This window comes from Acidobacteriota bacterium, from assembly GCA_016703965.1.
In the GTDB taxonomy this organism is placed as follows: Bacteria; Acidobacteriota; Blastocatellia; order Pyrinomonadales; family Pyrinomonadaceae; genus OLB17.
Window position 1 is genome coordinate 411,583 of record JADJBB010000025.1, and the last position, 17,092, is coordinate 428,674.

Annotated in this window: 18 protein-coding genes; 7 read left to right on the plus strand and 11 right to left on the minus strand. The window is 51.6% G+C overall.

All coding sequences use genetic code 11. The features are described from left to right. Positions 1-551: 551 nt before the first annotated feature. The 8 genes from IPG22_19380 to IPG22_19415 form a co-directional block, all read right to left on the minus strand. A complete protein-coding gene (locus IPG22_19380) occupies positions 552-1,961 on the minus strand; it encodes a tetratricopeptide repeat protein (GenBank protein ID MBK6590450.1) in 1,410 nt (469 codons plus the stop codon). 35 nt (positions 1,962-1,996) lie between these two features. Beyond that, positions 1,997-2,956, minus strand: a complete 960-nt coding sequence (locus IPG22_19385; GenBank protein MBK6590451.1) for a DUF1570 domain-containing protein — start codon at positions 2,954-2,956, stop codon at positions 1,997-1,999. Between the two features lie 191 nt (positions 2,957-3,147). After that, positions 3,148-4,095 (minus strand): hypothetical protein, encoded by a 948-nt coding sequence (locus tag IPG22_19390; GenBank protein MBK6590452.1) that lies wholly within the window; start codon positions 4,093-4,095, stop codon positions 3,148-3,150. 33 nt (positions 4,096-4,128) lie between these two features. Continuing rightward, complete coding sequence (locus tag IPG22_19395; GenBank protein MBK6590453.1) at positions 4,129-5,325, minus strand: amidohydrolase family protein; 1,197 nt, start codon at positions 5,323-5,325, stop codon at positions 4,129-4,131. A 23-nt stretch (positions 5,326-5,348) separates the two neighbouring features. Continuing rightward, on the minus strand, positions 5,349-6,671 hold the full coding sequence (locus IPG22_19400) for an amidohydrolase family protein (protein MBK6590454.1): 1,323 nt from the start codon (positions 6,669-6,671) through the stop codon (positions 5,349-5,351). Between the two features lie 99 nt (positions 6,672-6,770). Beyond that, entirely contained in the window at positions 6,771-8,621 is a 1,851-nt protein-coding gene (locus IPG22_19405; GenBank protein ID MBK6590455.1) for a HAMP domain-containing protein, read from the minus strand. Between the two features lie 37 nt (positions 8,622-8,658). Further along, positions 8,659-9,318 carry a hypothetical protein gene (locus IPG22_19410; protein ID MBK6590456.1) on the minus strand — a complete coding sequence of 220 codons (660 nt, stop codon included), beginning with the start codon at positions 9,316-9,318 and terminating at the stop codon, positions 8,659-8,661. Further along, positions 9,279-9,959 carry a hypothetical protein gene (locus tag IPG22_19415; protein ID MBK6590457.1) on the minus strand — a complete coding sequence of 227 codons (681 nt, stop codon included), beginning with the start codon at positions 9,957-9,959 and terminating at the stop codon, positions 9,279-9,281. Before IPG22_19415 ends, IPG22_19410 begins: the two co-directional genes overlap by 40 nt. Positions 9,960-10,188: 229 nt before the next feature. On the opposite strand from IPG22_19415, the gene IPG22_19420 reads away from it, so the two are divergent. From IPG22_19420 to IPG22_19430, 3 genes are all read left to right on the plus strand, one after another. Beyond that, positions 10,189-10,401, plus strand: coding sequence for a hypothetical protein (locus tag IPG22_19420; GenBank protein MBK6590458.1), 213 nt, complete (start codon positions 10,189-10,191; stop codon positions 10,399-10,401). Between the two features lie 178 nt (positions 10,402-10,579). Continuing rightward, entirely contained in the window at positions 10,580-11,341 is a 762-nt protein-coding gene (locus tag IPG22_19425; protein ID MBK6590459.1) for a glucose 1-dehydrogenase, read from the plus strand. A gap of 29 nt (positions 11,342-11,370) precedes the next feature. After that, positions 11,371-12,147: a 3',5'-cyclic-nucleotide phosphodiesterase gene (locus IPG22_19430; protein ID MBK6590460.1), complete on the plus strand. Its 777-nt coding sequence runs from the start codon at positions 11,371-11,373 to the stop codon at positions 12,145-12,147. Here IPG22_19430 and IPG22_19435 read toward each other — a convergent pair. Together IPG22_19435 and IPG22_19440 are read right to left on the minus strand one after the other, a co-directional pair. Next, entirely contained in the window at positions 12,144-12,350 is a 207-nt protein-coding gene (locus IPG22_19435; GenBank protein MBK6590461.1) for a hypothetical protein, read from the minus strand. The genes IPG22_19430 and IPG22_19435 overlap by 4 nt on opposite strands. A gap of 4 nt (positions 12,351-12,354) precedes the next feature. Next, on the minus strand, positions 12,355-12,522 hold the full coding sequence (locus IPG22_19440) for a hypothetical protein (GenBank protein ID MBK6590462.1): 168 nt from the start codon (positions 12,520-12,522) through the stop codon (positions 12,355-12,357). Between the two features lie 124 nt (positions 12,523-12,646). On the opposite strand from IPG22_19440, the gene IPG22_19445 reads away from it, so the two are divergent. From IPG22_19445 to IPG22_19460, 4 genes are all read left to right on the plus strand, one after another. Further along, the gene (locus IPG22_19445; GenBank protein ID MBK6590463.1) at positions 12,647-13,567 is read left to right on the plus strand and encodes a hypothetical protein; all 921 of its coding nucleotides are present in this window, start codon (positions 12,647-12,649) and stop codon (positions 13,565-13,567) included. 376 nt (positions 13,568-13,943) lie between these two features. Further along, on the plus strand, positions 13,944-14,867 hold the full coding sequence (locus IPG22_19450; GenBank protein ID MBK6590464.1) for an SLBB domain-containing protein: 924 nt from the start codon (positions 13,944-13,946) through the stop codon (positions 14,865-14,867). Positions 14,868-14,914: 47 nt separating this feature from the next. Continuing rightward, complete coding sequence (locus IPG22_19455; protein ID MBK6590465.1) at positions 14,915-15,130, plus strand: hypothetical protein; 216 nt, start codon at positions 14,915-14,917, stop codon at positions 15,128-15,130. An 8-nt stretch (positions 15,131-15,138) separates the two neighbouring features. Continuing rightward, positions 15,139-16,422 carry a matrixin family metalloprotease gene (locus tag IPG22_19460; GenBank protein ID MBK6590466.1) on the plus strand — a complete coding sequence of 428 codons (1,284 nt, stop codon included), beginning with the start codon at positions 15,139-15,141 and terminating at the stop codon, positions 16,420-16,422. A 272-nt stretch (positions 16,423-16,694) separates the two neighbouring features. Here IPG22_19460 and IPG22_19465 read toward each other — a convergent pair whose 3' ends face one another. Next, entirely contained in the window at positions 16,695-17,081 is a 387-nt protein-coding gene (locus IPG22_19465) for a zinc-ribbon domain containing protein (protein MBK6590467.1), read from the minus strand. Positions 17,082-17,092 lie beyond the last annotated feature (11 nt).

The window sequence follows — 17,092 nt, forward strand, 5'->3', positions numbered from 1 at the left end:
TGTATGTTTTGCTATCGATCCGAAAAAGTCTTATTCGGCTTCTTCCCATGCGACAAAAACCTTGGAAGTTTTGCTTTTGGTTCGACTTTGAAGTCTGGCAACTGCTTGTCCAGTGCCGCTTTTGCATAAACCACGTAGGTTTCGCCCTCCATGTGAAGCAATTGTGACGGATCCGAAAAAATTACATCGTCCGTCGCGATAGAAGCTTGCCCGCATGTTCCCGCTTTACTTCAAATTTTAAGGGGTTCCGCCTTAGGGAAAGGTGCCCCCTATTTGAGGTGTTCGGAAAATCATGATCACGCCTTCGGACTCGAATCCGTCGCCTTGCCAAAAGATGCTTGGTAAGTTTGAGTCTCTCGTCGATACTCTTCAACTTTGTCAGGAGGAACGTTCCGGCACGTGCACGCAATTAAGCTAACGGTGGAACAAAGGGATATTGCTACGAGGAGAATAAATTGTTTCATGTCTTACGATCGACGGGAGCCGTTCCGGACTCAATTATCTTAAGCAACTTCTGTTGATTTCTTAGTCAAAGTCGTCCTCAATACTACTTAGTGCTCCAAAACAAAAGACTTAGGTACGAATTCTACTGAAACCAGTTCGTCGGTTTTCCCGTCGGCGTTTGGTTTGTAGACGAAAACTGCCGGGAATTCTATCGGTTTAATGCCGCAGACTAGCTGCGTGTCGCCTAGGTCGGGGGTGAAAACGTAGATCCGTAGGGCTCGGGGCGAATAGCTGACCAGTTTTCGCGTCTCGGTGCCGACGCGGAGATGATAGATGGTGCCGCCGCTCGTGCATTCGATCTTGTCCAGGAAGCCCATCTCGCGTTTTTGTCCCTCGGCGGGTTTCATCAGAGCGTTGTTTATCTCGCGCGTGGCGATGACGCTGCGGTTGGCTTCGATGGCGGTGGTTATCGGGCTTAAAGTTACGAGTTCCGGAGCCTTTTCGACCTTTGGTTCCTGATCGTAAATGATGAGCGTCGCGGTCCGCATTTCTTCGTCCGTCATGAACCGGAAATCTGCGGGGATGAATTCGATCGCGACCAGCTCGCCGCGAAACGGAGTTTTCGAATTTGGAGCCGCTTTATAGGTGACAAGAGCCGTGAACGACCCAATATCTGCCTCACAGCCGATCTGTTTTCGCATCGCCGGCGGGTCGTGAGCCCGCAGATAGAGGTCGGTGAAATCCTTGCTCGTGACAGTGAAAGTCTCGGTCGGCGTCTTGATCGTGTAAACGAGCGGGCGTTTGCGGCAATCGATACGCGTGACGCTGCCGCGGACGCGCTGTTCGCCGTCTTTGATTTTTCGCAGAGCTTCGTTTATCGCGCGAATGCGGATGTAGTCGTTTTGTTTAGCAAGTTCTTCTTCGGTCGGCGGACGCATGGATTCGATGCGTTTGACCGAAATTGGCGTTTCGCCGGTAGCAGCGATGCGTTCTTCGAGAGCCTTTTTTTCCGCCTCTTGCCGCATGGCAAAAGCTTTTAATTCGGCGATTTGAGTAACGAGACTGTTCGCTCTACTTTTTATGTCGGGTTCGGTGGCAGCGGCTGCGATCTTCTGAGCGAGCTGGGCAGCCTCGTCAAATTTGTTCTGCCGCGTCAGGATCTCGGCGATGCGGAGCGAATATCGCGGATCCGCGGGCTTGTATTTCAACGCCGTTTGCAGCAGCGTGATCGCGTCGTCGAGGGTTTCGTTATTGACGAATGACACGAATGCCAGCAGTTCATAGCTGTCCGCAAACGTCGGCTCGATCGCTATCGCCTTCTTCAGCGCGTTTCGCATTTTCTCAGCGGTTTCCGGTTTGATGCGGTTGACGAAGCCGTAATCGTCGCGGTCTTCGCGGCTGAGCAAGTTCGCGTAGCGGTAATAGGCGAGGTGATCTTTCGGGTCGCCGGCGATGGCTTTTTCGAGATATCCGCGTGCCTCGTCAAATTTTCGCTGCGAAAGCTTGAGCTTCCCCATCGCGGAATTTGCGATCGCGAGATCGGGTTTTAGTTTCAGGGCGGCGAGCAGATACGGTTCGGCTTCGTCAGCACGTTGCGATTGGATGTCGAGGCTTCATCCAGCGGTGAGGCCTGCATATCTGCGTCAAAGCTCAGCTTCTTTTTAAGCGTGATCTCCTGAAAGTTGTAGGAATTCCTGATGATGTAATCGCGAAGCTGGCCTTCCATTTGTTCATACGTAGATTGGAAAGCACCCTGGAACGCCGCTTTTGCGCCGCCGCCGCTTGTTACGTCCTTCAAAAACTTATCGAGGGCGGCCGAACGTCCGCTTTGGGTCAGGTAGTGCACGAGAGCCCACGATTGGGCGTAGAACAAGTCACGCGTACGCCCGCTGGTTTGATGCAACTGATAATTCGTCAGGTTCAAGAGCTGCTCGAGCGGCATGAGGCCGCCTTTTTGCAGAAGAGCGACGTGGCCTTCCTGCGGTTGTCCGAGCTTTATTTTGACATCGCCGGTGATCTCGTAAGTTTGGTAATATTCAGCCAAACCCTCGTTGAACCACTGCGGTATCTCGCCCTTGAAATTTGTATTGATGATGAAGTGAACGTATTCGTGAAAGATGGTTCCATAGCTGTCTTTGTCACCGCCGACCGCGATCGTAATGTAATTAACATCCTCGCCCGATTGGAAATATCCCGCGATCTCATCATCGATCCGGCCGTCGGCACGCCTCGGCTTGAACGGCGTGTACGCTGCGTTGTCTTTAAAGACGACCACATTCGTCGGCACTCGCGAATCGAGGTTCGCTGATGCGAACAGCAAACGAAAAGACTCGCGGAACTGCTCGAGCTTTGTCCCGACCTTCCTGATCTCTTTTTCAGGAGCGTTGCCGATGAGGTAGAAATTTTTTGATCTGACCTGTATCCAGCCGTTCGGATCCGCTGCCGCGACGTCGGCAGTTAGATATGATCCCATGGCAAGGATGGCTAAACTGAGGAATAAAAACAGCCTCATAAATGGGATTAGATGCAGGTTTGGCTGCCCACGGAGAATTTAGCACAGAACTCCATGATTTTTAGGCATCCTTCACGACACTAAACGCTAGGTCGAGTAGAGGATCACCCGACCTTCCCTGCGAAACTGGTTCAGGTCACGGCGGATAGGAGAAGAATGTGATCAGTTTCTCCGATCAATAGAGCGGCCCACTATTCATAATCGTCATTTTCGTCAGGAAGTTCCTCGGGAAAGACAAGAACCGCTTTAACGATCTCGCGCGGGATCTTGATTGTGGCAACACCTGTAGAAACTACGTATTCGGTATCAGTTTCCAGCAGCAATAAGAACTCATTTGTTACTTCATCGTGTTCTCGTGAATCATCAATTTTGTCCTCTAAAATAATCGGGTTACGTCCCTGATAGAACCCAACGGGATCTTCAATACTCTTAAAAAGTGTGTCGGTCCCGTGAATGACAAACTTGACGTTCAGAAGTTTCCCACCAGCGGCCGAGGCAGGAATTGCAGGATAGATATTTCTTGCGACTAGGAAGCAATAGGTTATGAATAGACTGAATGCTAACAGTGAGATGCCGGCGGTTGACCAACTTGAGAATATGGATTCCGTCAAGCCAAGAAGTTTGACGCGTTTGAGCCGGTTCGAAGATAACTGGATAGCGACCGCAAGAATAAATCCCGCGATCGGGAAGTAGAGCCAGTGTATATCGGTAGTAATACGCGCATCACGAAGAAGGAACCGCAGAAAGGAACCAATAAGATATGTGCCAAGAATGATAACGAAGAGCCTTGGTAGATTTCTAAAGGCAAATCTTGGTTGGAATTGAAATTTTGGGCCAAAGAGAGTGATCGGGAGCGAAACGAGAATGCTATGGATCAGGACAGTAGAAATGAGCAGCGGCATCAGCGTCCAGAATCCGGCCATTACAAAATTGAGCCTCAACAGACTCAATCCGGAAACCCCCGAATCACTCAGGTGAATGTGTTCGACGATCATGCCGGTGACATAGCATAAGGCGACCATGCCCACGACAAGTCTGCCAATGACCTCGACCCAGTTTTTATAAACCTCGGTATGATGGGGAGCGGAAGGCTCAGCCACCTTCCGTACCCTTACTTTCCTCAGAGAATATTCTTTCATCGCTCACCCACAGCCTGGATAGACAAATCCAGGCTACTTAACGATCTCGCTTACGACTTTTCCGTTGATCACCACCCCAGTGCAGTGCGTGACCCATTCGAAAGGGTCGCCGTCGTACATTGCGATGTCGGCGTCTTTGCCTACGGCGATGGAGCCGACGCGGTTGTCGATGCCGAGAAGTTTGGCCGCGTCGATGGTGATCGAGGCGAGAGCATTGCGAAGACCGAGGCCGTTGGCGGCAGCCATTCCGGCTTCAAACAGGACGATGCGTGTTTTGGGAACGTAACCTTCGAATCCGCTCTGAAGGGCGAAGGGAACTCCCGCCGCCTTCAATTTCGAAGCCGTCTCAAGCGAAATATTCGCGCGATCGCCACCTGGCCTCGCCATTGTCGGGTGAACGATGACAGGGAAGCCCGAGGCCTTGATCTCGTCCATCACGATAGGTGCATCGGAGACGCCGTCGAGGACGATCTTGATGTTGAACTCCTTTGCGATGCGAAGCGCGGTCATTATGTCCTGAGCGGCTTCGGCGGTGACGAGCAGCGGGATCTCGCGTTTGATGACTCGGGCCATTATGAGGGATTTGAGATCCTTCGCCTTGTCGGTTTTTGCCTCGTTTTCCTGGGCCTTGATCAGTTCGGCACGCAGCATCGCTGCTTGTTTCGCACGGGTTCCCGGCGAACGTCCCGAGGCATTTGCTCCCGGCCCGAGCGTGACCGCGATCATGGCGGTTTGTACGATCGTAGCCTCATCAACGGTATTTCCGATGGTCTTAGCGATCATCGTCTGCCCCGAGGCCAATGCTCCCGGCTGATGTCCGGTATGGATCGTTGTGACGCCGTATTGGCGGACGGTTTCGATCAATCTTTCCTGTGCATTATAGGCATCGGTTGCCCGAAGTTCGGGTTGAAAAGACGCACTGCCATCAAGGGCCATCTGATCGTGGGGCTGATTGAGATAGCCGTTGAGGCCGATGACCGTGTGTGCGTCGATCAATCCAGGCGTGACGACCTTGGCTGAGACCACGCGATAATTCGCCGGAATAGTTACCGAAGCCGAGGGCCCGACCGCCGTTATCTTGCCGTCATTTATAAGCACCACGCCATTTGCGATCGGCTCGCCGGCCATCGTGTAAACCATCTCGCCCTTAACAGCCAGTTGGCCGTAGGCAGTGGGCAGAAAGCAAAAGGCTGCAAGCAGAATTAAAGCGCCGTTGCGAAGGTAATTCATCATTCTAAATTCAACATTCATCATTATTCGTTACCTCCGTCTTCGTCGCCATCATCATGGGCCATTGCATCCCCGTCGTCGCTGGCTCCTTTACCGCCGGCGGCGAAGGTTCTGTCTTCGGCACGTGAGCGGTCAAATACTTTCTTGCCATCGACCCAAGTCTGTTCGACGTGTGTATAAATGCTCAGCGGATCACCGGAAAGTATCACGAAATCGGCATCCTTTCCCGATTCCAGCGAACCGATGCGGTCCTGCATATCGAGCATTATCGCTCCGGCCATTGTCATGCCGTAGAGAGCTTTATCGCGGCTCATCCCGGCTCGAACGGCGACTCCGGCTGAACGCAGGAACCAACGCGAATCGGTGATGCCGTCATCGGTATGAAAACCGACGAGAGCTCCCGCTTTTTCGAGTGCGGCTCCGTTCTTGTAGTCGACATCGATCGTCTCGATCTTGCCGCCCGGCGAATCGATCATGATTATCGAAGAAGGAACTTTCGCCTTGGCGATCTCATCCGCGACTTTCCACGCTTCGCTGACGTGCTGCAGGACGAGCCGGAAGCCGAACTCCTTCTGCAAACGCAAAACCGTCATAATGTCATCGTGACGGTGCGTATGAAAATGCACCACGCGTTTCTGATCGAGTACTTCGACGAGAGCTTCCATGGCGAGATCGCGGGGCGGAAGTTTCGTTTTATCGCCAGCCGCCTTCGCAACTTTTTCTTTGTATTCCTGGGCTTTAATGAAGACTTCGCGGACCAGTGCGGCTGATTTCGCCCGCGTTCCCGGAAACGAGCCGCCGCCCGCACGGATCGGATTCGTGCCGTTGGCAAACTTGATACCGCCCATGTATTTGCCCGCTTTGTCGTATATCAGCAGGTCATCGATCTTCACGGCATCATCACGCAGTTTCAAATAAAGCGTCTGCCCGCTGTCGAGATGGCCGGAGCCGGGCATGATGTTGGCAACGGTAATTCCCCCCGCCTGGGCCCGCTGAATGCTGGATGCCTGCACATTCACACTATCCAGGATGCGCACATCCGGCTGTATCGGCGATGTAGAATCCGCACCAGCCGGCCCGCCAATATGGCTGTGCGTATCAACGATGCCTGGCATGATCGTCTTGCCGGCCATATCCACGATCGTCACGTCCGCCGAAAGCCTCACGGTACGAGCATCGCCGACCGCCGTGATCTTGCCGTTCTGCACCAGCAATATTCCTTGCTCGATCGGAGCCCCGACGATCGGGATGATGCGAGCATTAATAAACGCCGTCGGCTTCGCCTGCGAAAACGCGGGCGTTGCCACAACCAATGCCGCAAAAAGCGACAGAATTAGTCTCTTCATTTAGCTAAACCTCTCTGAAGTCGTTGTGAAATCTGATAGAGATAAATTGCAATGTTATTTGCGGAGTGTCAATTCGGGTGGGTGAAAAGTAAGCGAGGATCAGGTGTTTGCCGGCAGTGAAACCGTGAAAGTAGTCCCCGCAGGCTGATTCTGGGTCACTTCAATACGCCCTCCGTGGGCCGTGACGATGCCGTAGCAGACGGCGAGGCCGAGGCCGGTGCCGCGGCCGGCCGGTTTGGTCGTATAGAAGGGGTCAAAGATCTGGCCGACGACGGCGGCGTCGATCCCGGTGCCGGTATCGGATATTGCGATGACGACATCGGTGTTTGATTGATAGGTTCGGATAAAAATGTCAGATTGCGGATTGCGGATTGCGGATTGCGGATTATCTGTGCCGGAAACGGACAAATTCAGTGCGGCGTCGGTTCTTGATAGATCAGCGATCCGCAATCCGCAATCCGCAATCAAAGCGTCCTTTGCATTTAGCAGCAGATTTAGGACTACTTGCTGCAGCTGATCTTCGTCGGCGAATACGGTCGGTAGGTCTTCGGCGAGATCGGTTCTGATCTCTAGATCCTGGAACGCCTTGTCGAAGCTCGCTAATCGCAACGCAGTTTTTACGACGGCGTTTATATCGACATCCGTTTTTGCGGCCGGTCTGGACCTGGCGAAGTTGGTCATGTCTTTAGTGACCTGCGTTATTCGCTGGATCTGTTCGGCGATCATATTGAGTTTTTCGCGGGTTTCTGGCGAGTGGCCTTCCTGGGCTCGCATCATTTGCACGAGGGACGAGATCGATGCGAGCGGATTGTTGACCTCGTGGGCGACTCCGGCCGCGAGCGTGCCCATCGCGGCGAGCTTTTCGGCGTGGATGAGCTGGTCGTTGAGGCGTTGGAGTTCGGTAATGTCGGATGCCATCTTGCGGCTCATTTCGTTGAACGAATCCGCGAGCAGGCCGATCTCATCATTACTCTTGCGCAGGTCGACCTCGGTTCCGTAGGCACCTTTTGTCACTTCGACCGCCGCCAGCGTGATGCGTTGGAGGGGACGGGAGACCGTCCTCAGAACAAGCAGCAACAGCAGTAGATTCGGCACAAGGGCTGAGATCACGCTGAAGACCAGATATCGCCGCCAGGCTTCGTAATCCATCCCGTTGCGAAACGCCCACCAGACGATCGGCACTTGAAAAAGGGCGAAGCTCACGATGGCGACCGTCGCAATTGTGAGAGCAACCTTGTACGTGATCGGGAAGAGGCGGAATTGATTTAGTGCCGTTTGAAGTGAAAAGAGCCGGAAATTCAGGATCGCGTACGCATAGATCAGTACGCCTGGAAGCACAAAGATCGCACTCAGCGGCAGCAGATCGTAGTTGCCGAAAAAGGGAAGTGCGAGATTTGCGAGCGTCTTGAGGACCCCTGTGATCGCGAGGCCCCAGATTATCGCACCGACCTGCTGGCCTTGCTGAGTGCCTTTGTATCTGCGGTATTTACGGAACAATACCACCGCGCCGAAAACAAAGACGAAATAGATATACGCGACAAACGCATACGCCAACGGAGACAGGTCGATGATAAACCGGCCGTCCTGAAAACCGACCTTTTCCCAGAGCAATCCAAAAAGTGCGGCGGGAATCAGGACAATGCCGGGTGCAAACAGGATCGCTGCCAGGCGACGCGGCGTCCGGGCGTTTTCGGGGAAAACCCAGGCGAAAACGACCATCGCATACTGCATTAAAAGTGCGGTTATAAAACTCGCTGACGCCCACCAGCCAGCCGTGGTGTTTCGCGGGTAAAAGCTCCAGAAGATGAGGTCTTTTGTGGTCCAGATCGCCAGAAAAGCAATGAACGCGGCGAAGGTCTGATTCGCACGCTTGCGCGGATCTGCCACGAACACGTAAAAGCCGAGTGCGACGAGCAGAAACAGAGCAAATAGATGGAGAACCACCAGCATTGCCTAAATCTTACGGTTTACCGACCTGAGAACAAAATTACACGCTCCCAATGTAACTGAGGATGACCGCACATATCGAATACACAATCCCGGTAGAGACGGGCAGGAAGTATTTCAGTTCGAGGTATTCGCCGTGTTTGAGCAGACGGTGCATTGCATAAAAGGCTGGGAGAGCGAGCATGCCAACCGCCCCGCCTATCAGGGCTCCGAAGAAGGCTCCCACTATAAAGAGGAAAACACCGCCAACAGCTCCGCTGATCGCTCCCCAGATAAAGCCTAGAAATGGTAGAAAGAACGTATAAAAAGTCAGCGAACGGTTGTCGCGGTCATAGAGCAAGCTGCCGACGACTTTCCCAAAAAAATATCCCACGAAAGCCGTTACTGTGTTAACGCCCATCAGCAGAGCGACCAACCAGATCTCACTGGGAGCGTTCGATTCGACAACAAATAGAGCAAACAACGAAGCAGGCGGAAATACGCCAAGCATCAGTCCGAGATACGCGTAGGTTTTCTTGAAATCCAGTTTGAGAGATAGCGAAGACGCCGTAATTTCGCTTTCTAGTGACGGATAGAACGATTTCCTTTGAGCGATCCTGGTATTCGCTTCGCAAAGAACCTCAAGATTGTGAGCGATCGCTTCGTCCGTGTTACGTCGATCTAGTTGATCGTAGATGTTGAGGGGGTCCGTGATTTCCATACTTCTTTCTCCAAACCACTGGTCCATTCTCCGTCCTGGGTTTGCCGGGCGGAGATCATTGCCTGAAATTCATCGGCTGCGATCTGATCATGGAGGTGATCAGCCAGTTCCAATGCGAGGCTTACTATTTCAAGGCAGTCCGGCCGGATGCCGGCCAGCCGCGAAATGAGCCCGACGAATTCTTCGCGGGCGGCTGAGCGATGATCGGCCAGCCGTCTCATATTTTTACGAGCGAGGCAGCGAGATGCAAGTAACTTGTTATTATGGTCGCTTATCTCGAATATCTCGGCATTTGCTTTTCCGTATTGAACTTCGTCGGCAGCCTCTGATAATCCGATAAAGCGGTAGAAGGTCTCGCGAAATTCGAATAGCAAAGTGATCGATTCGCCCGAGAAGACTAACTGTTCGAATTCAAGACGGAGACCTTCGAGACTATCTTGAAGTTCCGCTCTTCGGCGGGTTTCGTTCGAGAAAAACTTACTGATCAGCAACGAAATGGCGGCCGCGGGCCACAGAAGAAAAGATGTAAGTACTCTCGTCCAGTTAACTCCCGCCTGTCCCGTTTGCCGGTTCGTAGCCTGGAATACAGCAAAGGGCGAGCCGCATGCGAGATAAATGATAATGAGGTCAATAAGTTTCATCCGCAGGGTGAAGAGGCAAGCCTTGTGCCATTTTGGGGTTGAATCTAAATAAGTCGCCGCAAATCTCCGCAAGTCTATGTAAAATTTGCGTTAAATAATTATTTTTGGAACAACCCGAACCGGTTTGGCGTAATCTTACTGTTTGCAAATCGCAAATAAATTCTAAGAACTTTGCAGAATGCAAAAAATACCGGTGTTTTTTATCCGGCACACAAGGAGGGCTAATACCATGGACAGGTCTAAAGTAAAGATAGTGAAAAAAGCTGACGCGGGAACACTGAAAACCAAAAAACGGAAATCGATAAGTTCCAGAGCGGCCGCACGAGGCATCGTATCAAATGTGACCGGTTGGGTTGCAGATCTTAAGGAACGAAAGACCAACGAGACCAAAGCGGCGTTCGATCTTCTTTTTGCTGCCAATCAAAGACCCAGCGAGTCTTAAGCGATCCTCGCTTAAGGCTAGTTTTTGCAATTCATAAACAACAAGTAATTCATTCTCGCGGTCGTCGTTGGCGGCCGTTTTTTTTCGTTTGTGCGGAGCGAAAGAAGGCGTAGATTCAGGGTTGCTAGATTTGAAGTTTCATTGCTATGCTAGACAGCAAATTCGGTCTCTAAATATTATGCAAGGTAAAGTGGTCATTATCACTGGGGCAAGCAGCGGAATTGGCAGAGCCTCGGCACTTTTGTTCGCGAACAGAGGAGCAACCGTGGTAGCTGTTGGGCGAAATGAAAAGGAGCTTGTTTCTCTTGGTAAATCGGTAAAATCGAAGAACGGTTCGATCAAGCCCCACCTCGCGGACATGACTCAGATGTCACAGCTCGAGCGGATCGCCTCCGAGACGGTCTTTAATCACGGGCAGATCGATGTGCTTGTGAATTCCGCCGGCATCATTATGAACGGTACGATCGAGACGACCACGCTTGACGAATGGGACAAGATGTTTCAGATAAATCTCCGTTCGGTATTCGTCCTGACGCAGAAGTGCCTGCCCCACCTTATCGAAACTAAGGGTAATATTGTTAATGTATCGAGTGTGGCGGGTTCGCGTTCATTCCCGAATATTCTGGCATACGGAGTTTCAAAAGCGGCATTGGATCAAATGACTAGATGCTCAGCCCTCGAATTAGCTCCTAAAGGTGTTAGGGTAAACGCGGTGAATCCGGGCGTCGTAGTGACCAACCTCCATAAACGCGGGGGGATGGATGAAAAAGCCTATGACGCGTTCATTGAACGTTCAAAAGAGACACACCCCATTGGCCGAGCTGGAACTCCGCAGGAAGTAGCGGAATTGATCTACTTTCTTGCATCGGAAAAAGCGTCCTGGATAACTGGTTCTACGTATCAGATAGACGGTGGGCGTGCTCAGACCTGTGCGAGATAAGAGATGTTAGAGATCTAAGCTGAATTGCAATGAAGATCCAAATGCTGCCAAGTTCGATCGACGAGAACGGCCAGGCCTCGGCCCGTCAGCATCTTCTCTCTCTCGTGATCGACGATAGCGTGGCGATCGATGCAGGCTGCCTCGCGATGGCATGCTCGCAAATGCAGCGTGACAATATACGAGACATCATCCTTACGCATACTCATTTAGATCATATTGCCGGCCTTCCAGTGTTCATTGATGATCTTTTCGCTAGTCTCACGGAACCGCTGCGGATCCATGCCACGGCTGAAATGATCGAGATCCTCGAACGCGATATATTCAACTGGTCTATCTATCCGCGATTTTCGGAACTTGCCAACGATCACGGCCCGGTAGTCAAATATTGTGAATTTGAGCGAGGTTCGAGTATCGAGGTTCGACACCTTTCGGTTCGTAGCATCGGAGTAAACCATCCGGTTTCGGCTAACGGATATATCGTTTCCGATGGCAAGATTTCCATTGCTATTACGGGAGATACTGCAGAGACTGAAGAGTTTTGGCAGGCTTGTAACTCGACCCCGGACCTGCGTGCGGTTTTTGTTGAATGCGCATTCCCGGATGAGCTTGTTGAATTGGCATTGGTATCAGAACATTTAACGCCCGGACGCCTGAAGACAGAGCTTGGAAAGCTCACCGATCGGAATTATCCCGTCTTTGTGATCAATATTAAGCCAATGTATCGCGACCGGGTCATCGCCCAGATCATGGACCAAAATCTCGACCAAGTGGAGATAATGTCTGTCGCAAAGATCTACGAGTTTTAACCTCTGCTTCGCTTTTCCCTGAGAAAATTCAACGCTTCAAACGCGGTTTCGCGGAACTCCCCTTCAATGTCGTAAAGTTCGACACGTCCATTTCGCAGTACTTTCTTGATCCGAAAGGTGCGCTCTTCGCGAGTGACGCTGTTCATTATTTCCGCCCTGAAGGTCACGAGCATTTCGGGTCTTGCCCAAATGCTGGATTGCATGTAACTATTCATCGGTTTCCGGTGGTTTCTTATGTTTTATCTTACGCAGCGAAGGCCGCAGTTTTTCCTCGGGCTGCTCGCCGCCCATTTTCCTGCTCGGCGGAGCGGTCGGTTTTCTGATGGAATCGAAGACCGGCCGGCCGCCAGGTTTCCCTTTTTTCTTTCCAGGCACGGCTCATTATACCTACTCTTTGCACCAGAAATCCATTGACATTAACGATCAAAAATTTCAGTATTGAACACGTTGGATCTGATTCCTTTCTACAGTTTGATCTGTGTTCGGTCGATAACGGGCAATGGAAAGTAAACGCAGGCCGTTCTGGCTGCCAGCATCGAACTATTATGTGCTATCGGTAGCAATATCGATCGCATTTTTCTTCGTCGTCTGGGGCATCTTACATGACGGCGGTGAAGAAACTCCGTGGATCACAGCGGGGATCAGCTCATGCATTTTGGTCTGCGGAGCGGTTATTTTGCGCGAAGTGATACTTCGGCGAGCCCGCAACCGCTTACTCATGCAGCAGCGGATGATGGAAAATCGGGTCAAGTCTGCTCAACTGCGGTCGCAAATAAACGAGCCGCGGCATTCAAATAAAATTACGCTTGAGCGTAATGCCGTTCTACTCAACGAGATCCGTCAGAAGTCCGAGGCCGCAAAACTGCTGAGCAGATTTTCGTCGAGTCACCGCGAAGTGTTTGAGATGTGCGGGGAATATATCTCATTGAATGAAAATGAACTGAAGACGGTCAACCCCAATTCGCCTCGTCTTGCCCCTTTGCTAAAAGGCCGTTCGGCTGTTGCAGAATATCACCGCTATCATCTGCTGAAGTGGGCAGAGATCGAGGCCCGAACGCTTTCTGCCGAAGCCCAAAATCGTTCTCGCACGGCAGACAAAGTTGAGGCGGCACAGAACGCCCTCGGAGTGATCGATACCGCGCTGCAATACTATCCGCTAGAAAAAAGCCTGATTGAATCTCGCGAGGTTCTACAGGAGATGATCGTGTCCATCAAGGTTTCGAACTGGATCGAAAGGGCAGAACGGGCGGCCTTTAAGGGCGATACCCAAAAAGCGAAGAGCCTTTACCGCGACGCGCTTTTCTATCTGGGCCGCGATAATATCGAAAATGCGTGGCGTGAGGAGATAGCGATCCGTATCGACCGGGAGATCGAGAACCTTAATCAGGTGGAAAACAACGGGGCTGACTTGGGCAAATAATCCGTGGGTTGGTAATATAGGGAAATAATGATTTCCCAACGTTGTCCTAAATGCAATAGCAGCCGCATCAGACGAGGTTACCGCCCGACGTCGATATTCTCCAAGATATTTTTTCGATACAATCTTTTGTGTGACGGGTGTAATTGGGAGTTTAAGGGGTTCGCGGTTCCGGGAACGGTCGACTCCAAATCCAGCCATAAAAAGAAACGCTCTGCAGACAAAAACGGTTGATCCGCATACGGATTTTAACTTCTCTCGTTCGCCTGGCCAATGATCTGAAAATCAAGTGAAGTATTACCTGATAATCTTGTTCATTTTCTCGTGCCTTGTTCTCTCGAGGGCTATTCAGACCGTCAATTCTCAACAGGAGGCTGCGGTGCCGGCGGCAATCCCTTTTTATCAGGATGACGAACTCGTTCATTTTGGCGATGTCATTGACGTCGATGTGGTCGGCGGTTTTGAATTTGATTGGCGCGGAACGTTGACGCCCGAAGGGTTTTTGGACGGGATCGATGGCCTTTCCGAACCGGTCTACGGACTTTGTCGCTCAGAGGGCCAGATCGCTGCCGACATCGCAAAGATCCTTGGTCGGACACTGAGAGATCCGAAGGTGATCGTAAGAATACTGGATCGATCTAATCGAGCGGTCGTCCGGCTAGACGGGGCAGTGCGAACGGCCACGCGATTTCAAATAAAACGCCCGGTTCATCTACGAGAACTGATCGTCATGGCGGGCGGGATCATCGACGGAGCGTCAGGCGATATCAGTATTTTCCGTCCTAAAGACTTAAGCTGCCGGCCAAGTATGGTTGCGGCAGCAGGGACTTTGCAGCAGCCGGCCCCAACCCAGGACAACGCATCCATGGTCACGAACATCAAAATCGTTGATCTATTAGGCGGCAAGCCAGATGCAGATCCTCAGATACTCAGCGGGGATATTATCACTGTAAACAGAGCCTTGCCGATCTACGTTATCGGGGCAGTAGTAAATCCGAGACCGGTATTTTCTCGTGAAAAGATGAATTTGAACAGGTTGATAGCCACGGCCGGTGGATTGTCGAAAGATGCTGACGCAAGCCGGGTGATGATCTTTCGCCGGGATGGACTCGAGGTAAGATCGATAGAGGCAGATCTAACGAAAATAAAGAACGGTAAATCAGAGGATGCAGTTTTGCTGCCTTTTGATATAATAGAGGTCGCTTCCAAGGGGGGCAGTAAGAGAAAGTACCCTCCCGTGGTTGCTAACGAACAGAACGCTGATCGTTCAAAGCAAGAAATGCCGTTGCGGATCGTCGATTAATGATCTTTCAGGGTTATGTTTCTTGAATAAGTTAGAGAGATAAATAGATGGCAAAAAATAGTAAGATCGGCCGACGAGCATCGGCATTGTTGTGGTTGCTGGGTGTTTCAGTCGTGATCGGGATATTGATCGCGTACGAACAGATCTCGATCCTTTATGTGCTCGCAACGTTCTCGATCGTCGCATTACTTTTGATCGTTGGGTTTGCGGATCTTGAAAAGGTCAGCCGCGCCGATGACAAGAATGCCGGCTCTGGAGTATAGTCCCTGTCATGAGAACCTTTCGTTCCATCGCCAATACTGCCTTGCTGGTTGCTGCGGTCGCCACAACTGCATTTGGCAGCTATATGCCGGCGATCGCCGGTAAGGCCGAGCCCCAAGGGTTACGGTGGAAAGATAGGGTCATTAAGATCGCGGTTTCAAATTCAGTTGTCGATCAGAACACTAATATTAAGACGGACAGCGACGTGATCGGAGCGATCAGGCGAAGCCTTGCGGCCTGGGAGAGAGTCTCGGACGTCCGCATTGAATTTGAGCTGTCGGACCGTTTGAACGTCAGCCCTTCGGGAGCCAATGGTGATGGCGTTAGTTTGATCACGATCGCTCAGACTCCAGAGAACCTCCTTCTTTTTTCTAAGGATCCGCAAGCTGAGTCTGCCAAAACCCGGGTCTTTTACAATCGGCGTAATTTTATTACCGAAGCTGACATCGTTCTCAATCCTTTCCAGCAGTTTTCGACGGATGGCACGTTTGGGACATTTGATCTGGAATCGACGTTGACCCATGAGATCGGCCACCTGCTCGGACTTCGCCATTCCGCTGTTCTCGGGGCCACGATGTCCGGATCGCTCCCCAAGAACGGTACCTTCGGGCTTGCAGACCTTTCGGCCCGCTCATTGGCGGAATCAGACATCGCTGCTATACGCGAACTATATGGCGCCGGAGCTGAGACCGATGGTTGCTGTGCCGCTTTCGTCGGCAAGCTTAATTCGGGTTCGCCAAAGCCGGCTAAAGGCGTGACCGTTTGGGCTGAAGAGACCGGTACAGGGCGGGTTTCAGCGATCTCAGAGCTCCAGGCAGACGGGAGTTTTAGGCTTGGCGGGCTTCCGGCCGGAACCTACTCGGTTTTTTGGCAGAAGGAGGACGATCTATCGCCTTCTCCGCTGAGTGTACTTGGAACATATAGGGTTGCGAAAGACGAAACTCGTTCTGTGAACGAACGAATAAACTTTACTAGATCTGAGCTTGGCGTGAATTTCGTTGGTATTAACGGCCAACTCTCGGACACTGCGGTATCATTGACCAGCGGCCGGGAGTATACGATATTCCTTGGCGGCAAGAACCTTGATCACCGAAAGCTTGAGATCGAATTCAATTCTCCCTACATCACGCTCTCGCCAAATACGATCGCCCCGCAGGACTTCGGTACGGGTATTTCTGTGGTGAGCCTTGTCGTTAAGGTCCATGAAGATACTCCCGCAGGGGTTTACAGCATCTTTGTCACGGGCGAGGATGGTGCCATCCACTCTTTGATCGGTGCTCTTAACATACAGTAGAAAGAATTACTTAGCGTTGAAAGTTTTTTTAGTATAACAACGCTTTTGGGTTGCGTTTTTTTAAAACCTGTGGATAATTGTGTTGTTCACCTCCCGGTGAACATCCGGTCACTCAGGTGACCCGGGGCGACGGTGTGGGAGACGTCGCCCCACTTAATTTTTAAATATCGATTCCAGGTTGTGCACCTGTTTAGTTTCGAGTTTGACAAAAACCGCAGGTGCGATCCGCACGGCGGTTTTCGATTTTGTAAATGGAAGAATAGCGGGAAGTGTTAGTTGTGTCCGTTGGCTGCAGTTAACATATCTCCGCTCATCGCGGCGAAGCAGTCACGGCAATATACCGGCCGGCCCTGGCAGGGATAGAAGGGGACGGTTGTCACGACCGAACATTTCGCACATTCGGCTCTAACCTCAATTCGCTGCCGCTTTCCCGTGGTTCGAGCAAGCTCTATGGCTTCGAGGCGGCGGTTCTTGGCCTTCTTACATTCTTTGCAGCGTTTGGGGGGATTTTGAAGTTGCTTATCTTTGAAAAATATCTGCTCGCCGACGGTCCAAACAAATTCTTGTGCACAATCGATGCAGAGGATATTGGTGTCCTCGAACTCACTGGCCGCACTGGATGAGGGCGTCACGGTTTCGGCGTAATTATTGGTGGTCATACCCAAACCCT